The organism is Gemmatimonadota bacterium, from assembly GCA_039715185.1.
In the GTDB taxonomy this organism is placed as follows: Bacteria; Gemmatimonadota; Gemmatimonadetes; order Longimicrobiales; family RSA9; genus DATHRK01.
The window spans coordinates 1-9,678 of sequence record JBDLIA010000111.1; the positions used below are offsets into that span (position 1 = coordinate 1).

Below are 9,678 nucleotides of genomic sequence, written 5' to 3' on the forward strand. Positions count from 1 at the left end.
GAGGCGCGCGACCGGGGCTGCCGCTTCCCGGGCTGCGCCGGCCGCTTCACCGACGGCCACCACGTCGTGCACTGGGCAGAGGGCGGCGAGACGAGCCTGCGGAACCTGGTGCTGCTGTGCCGCAGGCATCACAGGGCGGTGCACGAGGGCCGGGTACGGGTGTGCCTGGGCGAAGACAGATCTGTCGTTTTCTTCACGCCCAGGGGTAGGGCGCTCTACGACGCGCCGCGCGGGGTGAACGGTGGGATCGGCGCGAGGACGGCGCCCGGCCCGGGATCACCGCGCCCAACTGTGAAGCCCCGGCTCGACCGGCCGTTGCACAGGAGCGGCGCGGCGCGCTGGACGCGCGACTCGTACGTGCCGTGGCCGGTCGAGGCCCGCGCGCGCGACGCGCTCGAGGAGGAGGCCGAGGCGGAAGAAGAAGCGGCGGCGGCGTGCTGAGGGGGACGGTGGCCGAGACAGCCGCGCCGATCCCGTGAGGCGGGACGCTCGAGCGGCCGTTCCGCGGCGCGTGTCCCGCGCCCGTCCTTGCGGCCCGTCGCGTCCCTGCCGGTCGCGCCCAATTCCGTCGCCCGAAAGGGCGACCAGGAACGGGCCCGCGCCTGTCGACCGCAGCCCCTTGATCGCCCCTCCTTCGCTCGTTGACCGCACCCCCCCGCCGGGGTAGGTTTCGCGCCGACCCGGGCGGCTTCGTCAGTCGCGGGGGAGGCCGCCGGCCTCGACGGTTGCGCGGCCCGAGATCCACCCAGTACACACCGCATTCCATGATCGACAGAATCACCGTGGTCGGCGCAGGCCACGTCGGCGCGACCACCGCACAGGGGATCGCCCTCCGGGAGCTCGCGGGCGAGGTCGTGATGGTCGACATCGCCGAGGGGATCCCCCAGGGGAAGGGCCTGGACCAGTGGGAGTCGGCGCCCATCGAGGGCTTCGACACTCGCGTCGTCGGCGCCAACGACTACGGGCCCGCGGCCGACTCGGGGATCGTCGTGATCACCGCCGGGATCGCGCGCAAGCCGGGCATGAGCCGCGACGACCTGCTCAAGATCAACGCCGGCATCGTCGAAAGCGTGTCCAGGGAGGTCCGCTCGTGCTCGCCCGACGCGATCGTGATCGTGGTCTCCAACCCGCTGGACGTCATGGCGTACGTGGCCAAGGACGTCACGGGCTTCCCCCGCGAGCGCGTCATCGGCATGGCGGGGGTGCTCGACACCGCCCGCTACCGCGCGTTCATCGCCAGCGAGCTGGACGTCAGCGTGGAGGACATCCAGGCGCTCGTGCTGGGCGGGCACGGCGACACCATGGTGCCGCTGGTGAGCTACACGACGGTCAGCGGCATCCCGCTCACGCAGCTCCTGGATCGCGACCGCATCGACGCGCTGATCGAGCGCACCCGCAGGGGCGGCGCCGAGATCGTCGGCCACCTCAAGACCGGTAGCGCCTACTACGCGCCCGCCGCCGCCGCCACCCAGATGGTCGAGGCGATCGTGCGCGACAAGCGCCGCATCTTGCCGTGCGCGGCCTACCTCGAGGGCGAGTACGGGCACGAGGGGATATTCCTGGGGGTTCCCTGTAAGTTGGGCCGGGGTGGGCTGCAGCACATCCTCGAAGTCGAGCTGACGGACGCCGAGGCCGCGGAGCTGGCGGGCAGCGCCCAGGCGGTCCGGTCGACGATGGACGCGCTGGCCAACCTGGGTTGATGGCGCCGACGGAACGGACGGTCACCGACGACGGGAGGCGGGGCGCGGCATGAGCAGGGCGACGAAGCTGTACTCCACGACGGTCGGCAAGAAGATCGTCATGGCGCTGTCGGGGATCGTACTGGCGGGCTTCGTCGTGGCGCACATGGCCGGCAACCTGCACCTGTTCGAGGGCGCCGCCGAGATCAACGAGTACGCCGCGTTCCTGCGCGAGGTGGGCTCCCCCCTGGTGCCGCACGGCGCCGCGCTGTGGGCCAGCCGCGTGATCCTCCTGCTCGCGCTGGGCGTGCACGTCGTCTCCTGGCTGTCCGTCGCCGGCAAGTCGCGCGACGCCCGCCGCACCGGCTACCGGAGCTACGAGCGCAAGGTATTCTCGAAGACCTCGCTCACGATGGCGTGGGCGGGCGTCTTCATCTTCCTGTTCGTGATCTTCCACCTGCTGCACCTGACCACGGGCGACGCGCACCCCGACTTCGTCCAGGGGGATGTCTACCACAATCTCGTGGTCGGCCTCGGCGGCTGGCCCATGGCGGCCGTCTATCTGGGAGCCGCCGCGGCAGTCGCGCTGCACCTCTACCACGGCATCTGGAGCGCGACCCAGACGCTGGGGCTCGACTACCCGCGCCTGGACCGCTACCGGCGCCCGGTGTCGATCGGGATCGCGGTGATCGTCGGCCTCGGATTCGCGGCGGTGCCGCTGGCGATCGCCACGGGGGTGGTGTCATGAGCGCGACCCCCAACTGGGACCTCGACGCCAACGTCCCCGGGGGGCCGATCGAGCGGAAGTGGGACCGGCACCGCTTCGCCATGAAGCTGGTCAACCCGTCGAACCGCCGGAAGTACGACGTGATCGTGGTGGGCTCCGGGCTCGCGGGCGGCGCGGCCGCCGCCACGCTGGGCGAGCAGGGCTACAACGTGAAGTGCTTCTGCTTCCAGGACAGCCCGCGGCGCGCGCACAGCATCGCCGCGCAGGGCGGCATCAACGCCGCCAAGAACTACCGCAACGACGGCGACAGCGTCTGGCGACTGTTCTACGATACGGTGAAGGGCGGCGACTTCCGCTCGCGCGAGGCCAACGTGTACCGGCTCGCGCAGCTCAGCGTGAACATCATCGACCAGGCCGTGGCGCAGGGCGTCCCGTTCGCGCGCGAGTACGGCGGGCTGCTGGACAACCGCTCGTTCGGCGGCGCGCAGGTGGCGCGCACCTTCTACGCCCGCGGCCAGACCGGCCAGCAGCTCCTGCTGGGTTGCTACCAGGCGCTCGAGCGGCAGGTCGACGCGGGCACCGTGGAGATGTTCACGCGCCACGAGATGCTCGATCTTGTCGTGGTCGATGGGCGCGCGCGCGGGATCATCGTGCGGGATCTGGTCACCGGCGAGGTGGAGCGCCACGCGGCGGACGCGGTGGTGCTGGCCACCGGCGGCTACGCCAACGTCTTCTTCCTGTCGACCAACGCCAAGGGCTGCAACGTCACCGCCGCCTGGCGCGCCCACAAGCGCGGCGCCGGCTTCGCCAACCCGTGCTTCACGCAGATCCACCCTACGTGCATCCCGACCAGCGGCGAGTACCAGTCGAAGCTCACTCTGATGAGCGAGTCGCTGCGGAACGACGGCCGCATCTGGGTGCCCGCGGGCGACGGGGACGGGCGCGCCGGCGGGCAGATTCCCGAAGCCGAGCGCGACTACTACCTGGAGCGGCTCTACCCGAGCTTCGGCAACCTCACCCCGCGCGACATCGCGTCGCGGCGGGCCAAGGAGATGGTCGACGAGGGGAAGGGCGTGGGGCCGATGAAGAACGGCGTGTACCTGGACTTCCAGCACGCCATCGACCGCCTGGGCGCGGACGTCATCTCGGAGCGCTACGGCAACCTCTTCGAGATGTACGAGAAGATCACCGGCGAGGACCCCTACGCCGTGCCCATGCGCATCTACCCGGCGCCGCACTACACCATGGGCGGGCTGTGGGTGGACTACAACCTGGAGAGCACGATCCCCGGGCTGCACGTCGCGGGCGAGGCCAACTTCAGCGACCACGGCGCCAATCGCCTGGGCGCGAGCGCGCTCATGCAGGGGCTGGCCGACGGCTACTTCGTGATCCCCGCGACCATCGGCGACTACCTGGGGCGCACCCGGCTGGACGACGTGAGCACCGGGCACGAGGCGTTCGACGAGGCCGCGACTGAGGTGGATGAGCGGACCAAGCGCCTGCTGGCGGTCGATGGTTCGCGGACGGTCGACGACTTCCACCGCGAGCTGGGCAAGCTGGTCTGGGAGGCCTGCGGCATGGCTCGCGACGAGGCTGGCCTGCGCGAGGCGCTGGAGCGCATCCCCGAGCTGCGCGAGGAGTATTGGGCCGACGTGAAGGTGCCCGGCAGCGCCGAGAACCTGAACCAGTCGCTGGAGAAGGCCGGCCGCGTGGCCGACTTCATGGAGTTCGCCGAGCTCATGTGCCGCGACGCGCTGGAGCGCGACGAATCGTGCGGCGCGCACTACCGCGTCGAGCACACCACAGACGAGGGCGAGGCCAAGCGCAACGACGAGGACTACTCGCACGTGTCGGTGTGGGAGTGGATGGGGCAGGGGAGCGAGCCCGTCCTGCACAAGGAACGGCTGCGCTTCGCGCACGTACCGCCCTCGCAGAGGAGCTACAAGTGAGCGGCGGCGGGGACGACATGACCATCACGCTGCGTGTCTGGCGGCAGCCCGACGCCTCGAGCGCCGGCGCCTTCGAGACGCATACGGTAAAGGAGGTCAGCCCGCACATGTCCTTCCTGGAGATGCTCGACGTCCTCAACGAGCGGCTCGCGCTGGAGGGCAGGGATCCGGTCGCGTTCGACCACGACTGCCGCGAGGGCATCTGCGGCATGTGCGGCTTCATGATCGACGGCGTCGCGCACGGCCCCGAGCCCGGCACCACGGTGTGCCAGCTCCACATGCGCCACTACAAGGACGGCGACGAGATCCGCCTGGAGCCTTGGCGCTCCGAAGGCTTCCCGCCCGTCCGCGACCTCATCGTCGACCGTACCGCCTTCGATCGGATCATCCAGGGCGGCGGCTTCATCTCCGCCAGCACCGGCTCCGCCCCCGACGCCAACGCGATCCCGGTGGGCAAGGCCGCCGCCGACCTCGCCTTCGACGCCGCCGAGTGCATCGGCTGCGGCGCCTGCGTGGCCGCCTGCCCCAACGCCTCCGCCATGCTCTTCACCTCCGCCAAGGCCGCGCACCTGAACGTCCTCCCGCAGGGCGCCCCCGAGAAGGACCGCCGCACCCTGGGCATGGTCGCCGCCATGAACGACGAGCGCTTCGGCCACTGCACGAACCACGGGGCCTGCCAGGAGGTTTGTCCCAAGGGGATCAAGGTCGATTACATCGCACGGTTGAACCGGGACTGGCTTGGGGCGGTGCTGAGGGGTGCGGAAAGTTCAAGCTGACGCAGATTCCAATCCTCCACTCATGCCGACCCCAACACCTCCTCCCTGATCCGATACTCGACCCGCTTCTGCAGCTCGAGCGCGGTCGGCGTTCGTCGGTCCGCAAGGAGCTGCTCCGAGCGGATCTCGCGGATCAGCACGCGGCCCGGCACGGGCTCGTCGTAGAGGACGGTTGCGGTCAGAGATCGCAGGTTGGGCATCGTCGACGGCACGTTGGTGAGCACGAACGTAGCCTCGGTGACGACGAAGGTCTGGGGGTTCAGGTACACCGACCCACGAACATCCGGAGTTCGGATGGACAACAGCGGGACATACTCGATCCGGATACGGCGCTCGCCGTCGCGCTCGTCGAGCCCCCGGTATCGGAAGCAGTGCGCGTCCTGGAAAGCGTCACTCGCTAGCGTCTGAAAACCGGGCAGGCGCATCTTGTGGGTGCTGGGAAGGCCGATGAGTTGTGGGACGTTCGCCACCAGCACCTCGCCCGGCCTGTAGGATGACGCGGTCGTGTCGGCAGCGATGGTGTCCGTGCGCTGGCGGGCGACCCGACCGTTTCGCCGAAGCAAGCGCTGGTCTCTCTGCATCACGAGAACCGGCGCCTCGATCTCCTGCGTAGCGCGATACCGCTCGGCGTTCTTCCTGAGCTCATCCAGCACAGCGGCGGCTTCGGCCGAGCCCGCCGCTGCGTCGAATCCCGATTCACTGCAGGGGGCCACGTCCACGTCGATGCCGTGGAGCGCGATGGCCCGGGCGGCCATCGGCAGGACGACGCTTATCCCGGGGGCTCCGACGACGACCGTGGTGTCCACAGTGACCCGTCCGATGGTCTCTACCAGAACCCGGTGAACGCCCGGTTCGAGCCCGTCGATTCGGAATCGTCCATCGGTTCCGGTGAGGATCCGCCTGCGTGCGTCCGGCAAGTAAACCAACGCCGCCGGAAGGGGAGCGCGGCTCTCCGCGGCGACGACCGCGCCCGCGAAGACACCTGAGTCCTGGGCAACCCCGGTCGCGGGCGCTGTGAGGACAACACACAAGCAGAGCGCGGTGGCGTTGGCGGCGGGAAAGGCGGAAGATGGGCGACGGCATGGCATTGCATGCTCCCGTGTGGTCATTGTGGAGCCAGGTGGTACACCACACGCGGGAATCTCGGCCCAACCCCTGGCGAACAAACCCGTCCTACCTTCTTTTTCCCGCCACCCCGACCACGATGCCCGCGAGGGAGGCTCAATGACGATGGTGAGTGGTTCTGGCACCTGCCGATGTAGGAGCCTCTAGGCGTGACGGCGCGGCCGGGTGAAAAGTGGGCGGGTTTCGCCCTGCTGGTCGCCGCCTTCCTCATTCAGACAACTCTGGTCTACAGCGACGAGCCGACCGGCTCGCTCGACGCCGAAGCGCTTCGGGGACGCGAGCTCTGGCAGCGCAACGGGTGCCAGGTGTGCCACCAGGTCTACGGGCAGGGTGGTTTTCTGGGGCCGGACCTCACCAACGCATACAGCCGGGTCGATACCCTGCGCTTCGCCTCGCTGCTCACGGTGGGGAGCGGGCAGATGCCCTCGTTTCGTTTCTCCTCTGACGACATCGCCGACCTGCGCGAGTTCCTGCGTGCCCTCGATCGCCCGGAGCTGGGGCGGGGTCAGCTCCGCCTGGGGGAGGCCGGCGTCGCCGCGCCGTGGGACCGATTCGACCGGGCGGTCGCGCCGCTCCTAGGTGGCGGGCCGGAGCGCGGGTGGCGGCTGGTACGGACGGGCGCGTGCGTCGGGTGTCACCAGCCTCTCGCCGCGTCCGCAGTGGGCGCCCCGGATCTGTCGCTCGCGGCGACCCGGCTCGATGCGGACGAGCTGCGCGGGGTGCTGACGGCCGGCCGTTCGGACCTCGGCATGCCGCCATCCGGGCTCGCCGGCGCCGACCTCGAGGACGTGGTCGCGTTCCTGCAATGGCTGGCCGCCGAACGCGAGGCGGTCGACTCGGCGTTCGCCTCCATCGCCCGGGATCGAACGATCGACTGGGGGGCCATCCCCTGGTGGGAGTACCGGTGAGCGGCGCCGCGTCGCGCCAGTACGCGACCGTCACCTTCATGCGCGGTTCGTTCGTCGCCCTGAGCGTCGCGCTCGCGGCGGGACTGCTCGGCGCGCTGTACTCGATCCCGGCGCTGGCGCCGTACTTCCAGTCGATCGGGCTAGACCTCCGGCAGCTTCGGCCCATCCACACGACGTTCGCGGTGGCCTGGATCTTCCTGGCCGGCGCGGCGGTGGTGCACCGATTCCTGGAGGAGTACGGCGGACCCGCCAGCGCGGGGGATCGACTGCGCCTTCGCGTCCAGGTCGGGGCGTGGGGGCTCGCCGGAGCGGGGATCGTGGTGACGCTGCTGTTCCGGGTCACCTCGGGGCGAGAGTACGTCGGCTTCCACCCCCTGTTCTCGGCGCTCATCCTCGCCGGGTGGTTCTGCTACCTGTGGAATTTCTTCCGCGTCGTGGGTCGCCGCTTCTGGCGTCTGCCGATCTACGTGACCATGTGGGGCGTGGCGTTCATCCTGTTCGCGTGGACGTTCTTGGAGCAGCACGCCTACCTGCTGCCGGGCGTCTTCGCCGATCCGGTCTACGACCTCCGCATCCAGTGGAAGGCCACCGGCTCGCTGGTGGGCAGCTTCAACCTGTTCGTGTACGGGACGATCTACTACGTCGGCGAGAGAATAAGCCGGGATTCGAGCTACTGTCAGTCGCGCACCGCGTACGCGCTGTTCTTCGTGGGCCTGCTGAACTCGTTCACCAACTTCGGCCACCACTCCTACCACCTGCCGCAGCGCGCCGCGGTGAACTGGATCTCCTTCGTGGTGAGCATGACGGAGATCATCATCCTCACGCGCGCGGTGTGGGATCTGTGGTGCGTGATCCAGGCGCGTGCCGAAGGGCGGCAATCGGCTGCGCGGACGAGCTTCACGGCGGCCAAGTGGTGGACGGTGGCCATCCTGTTCTCGGCGGTGCTGATCTCCATCCCGCCGGCGAACGCCATTATCCACGGTACCTACGTGGTGACCGGCCACGCCATGGGCGCCACCATCGGCATCGACACCATGATCCTGCTGGGGGCAGCGTTCTGGCTCCTGGCGGAGCTGTTCGGCGACCGCGGCGGCGACCCGGTGCGCTTCGACACGGCCGCGATTCGGCGCAGCATCGTGGGGCTCAACCTGGCGGTCGCGGCGCTGGTGGTGTGGCTACACGTGGCTGGTCTGGTCACCGGCTTCACGCGCATGACCTTCGCGCCCGGCGAGACCTACGTGCCGCCGGCGTGGCTTGGTGCTTCGAGCGGCGTCGTCTTCGCGGTTACCGGCGGCGTGGCGGTCGTATTCTTCGTACTCTTGCTGAGGAAGCTATTGCCGGCGTCGTTCGAGCGGTTTGTTGTGGTCGAGCGTGGGGCTACATCCGCGGCAGCGTCACCCCCTCCTGCTTCTGATACTTCCCGCTCCGCTGCGCGTAGGTGATGCTCGGAAGCTCGTCGCCCTCGAAGAAGAGTAGCTGGGCGATGCCCTCGTTCGAATAGATCTTCGCGGGGAGGGGTGTCGTGTTCGAAATCTCGAGCGTCAGGTGGCCCTCCCACTCGGGCTCCAAGGGCGTAACATTTACGATGATGCCACAGTTTCGGACAAACACCCCTGCGTCCAGCGCGAAGTTGCCGGCCTCCGGGACCGTGAGGCAGTAGACATCGTGATCGCCGGGGAGTGAGCGGACACGCGCGACCTTGTGATTGGCGAGGTGGCGCGGGCGGCCATGGAAGGCGGCCAGGACATCGGGGAACCGGCGGAACACCGATCGATCACACCCCAGGTACCTTGCGGCCCCACGAATCGAGCCGGTAGCGTCAAGCGCGGAGCGCACCGTGTCCGCGTCGATCTCCTCGCGCAGCCGGATCTTGCGCGCGATCTCGGCCTGCATCGCCCGGCGCGTACCGTCATCGCGCTGCCACGCTTCCTCCATCCGGCGCGAGTGCTCGGCACGGGCCCCGGGTCGTGCATACCTGGCGTGCATCCTCTTCGCCGCGGCCGCCTTGTGCGCCTCGGTCCAGGCCTCGCGCTTCTTGACCGACAGTAGGTGACGCGCCTGCTCGTACTCCGGCTCGTGCCAAAATTCGATCGCCCGGCGGCGTTGCGCCTCGGCGAATCGCTCCTCCCACGCGGGATCCTCACGCAGCCGCTCGAACGCCTCCTTGATCGCCGCGGAGTGCTCATCGGGGTCGAAGTCGTCCCCGTATGATTCCGCGTTGTGGAGTCGGATATGTGCGCCAGCGTCCATCCGCTCGATGTTCCACGGGACGTTGTTGCGGCGGTTGCCGTCCACGTGATGACGATGCGTGTCTGGCGCGTCCTCGTAGCGTCCGTGACGGAGGTTCCACTCGTCGGCGAGGCGGTGCGCGGGGTAGAGGTGGCCGTTGAGCGGCTGGTAGACGGACTCGTAGCCTCGGGCGTACGTCCGGTACAGCGGCATGAGCGATGTCCCCGGGCGCAGTTCGTCCGCGGCCATGAGTCGCCCATCGCGGAGCAGCAACCGGTGGTCCGG

9 protein-coding genes are annotated in these 9,678 nt (G+C 69.2%); 7 read left to right on the top strand and 2 right to left on the bottom strand.

Annotation, left to right across the window (positions count from 1 at the left end; genetic code table 11):
* From ABFS34_14800 to ABFS34_14820, 5 genes are all read left to right on the top strand, one after another.
* A partial coding sequence (locus tag ABFS34_14800) for an HNH endonuclease signature motif containing protein (protein MEN8376693.1) occupies positions 1-441 on the top strand: 441 nt, incomplete at its 5' end.
* Positions 442-764: 323 nt separating this feature from the next.
* The gene (mdh, locus tag ABFS34_14805; protein MEN8376694.1) at positions 765-1,700 is read left to right on the top strand and encodes a malate dehydrogenase; all 936 of its coding nucleotides are present in this window, start codon (positions 765-767) and stop codon (positions 1,698-1,700) included.
* A 49-nt stretch (positions 1,701-1,749) separates the two neighbouring features.
* Complete coding sequence (locus tag ABFS34_14810) at positions 1,750-2,427, top strand: succinate dehydrogenase cytochrome b subunit (protein MEN8376695.1); 678 nt, start codon at positions 1,750-1,752, stop codon at positions 2,425-2,427.
* Entirely contained in the window at positions 2,424-4,355 is a 1,932-nt protein-coding gene (locus tag ABFS34_14815) for a fumarate reductase/succinate dehydrogenase flavoprotein subunit (protein MEN8376696.1), read from the top strand. Before ABFS34_14810 ends, ABFS34_14815 begins: the two co-directional genes overlap by 4 nt.
* A gap of 17 nt (positions 4,356-4,372) precedes the next feature.
* On the top strand, positions 4,373-5,131 hold the full coding sequence (locus tag ABFS34_14820; GenBank protein MEN8376697.1) for a succinate dehydrogenase/fumarate reductase iron-sulfur subunit: 759 nt from the start codon (positions 4,373-4,375) through the stop codon (positions 5,129-5,131).
* A 20-nt stretch (positions 5,132-5,151) separates the two neighbouring features.
* Here ABFS34_14820 and ABFS34_14825 read toward each other — a convergent pair whose 3' ends face one another.
* Positions 5,152-6,240, bottom strand: a complete 1,089-nt coding sequence (locus ABFS34_14825) for a carboxypeptidase-like regulatory domain-containing protein (protein ID MEN8376698.1) — start codon at positions 6,238-6,240, stop codon at positions 5,152-5,154.
* A gap of 165 nt (positions 6,241-6,405) precedes the next feature.
* Between ABFS34_14825 and ABFS34_14830 the strand changes: the two genes are divergently transcribed.
* On the top strand, positions 6,406-7,164 hold the full coding sequence (locus ABFS34_14830) for a c-type cytochrome (protein ID MEN8376699.1): 759 nt from the start codon (positions 6,406-6,408) through the stop codon (positions 7,162-7,164).
* Positions 7,161-8,606, top strand: a complete 1,446-nt coding sequence (locus ABFS34_14835; GenBank protein ID MEN8376700.1) for a cbb3-type cytochrome c oxidase subunit I — start codon at positions 7,161-7,163, stop codon at positions 8,604-8,606. The genes ABFS34_14830 and ABFS34_14835 overlap by 4 nt, the downstream gene beginning before the upstream one ends.
* Here ABFS34_14835 and ABFS34_14840 read toward each other — a convergent pair.
* Positions 8,542-9,678: dCTP deaminase (locus ABFS34_14840; protein ID MEN8376701.1), on the bottom strand; the 1,137-nt coding region annotated here is incomplete at its 5' end. The two genes, ABFS34_14835 and ABFS34_14840, sit on opposite strands and share 65 nt — an antisense overlap.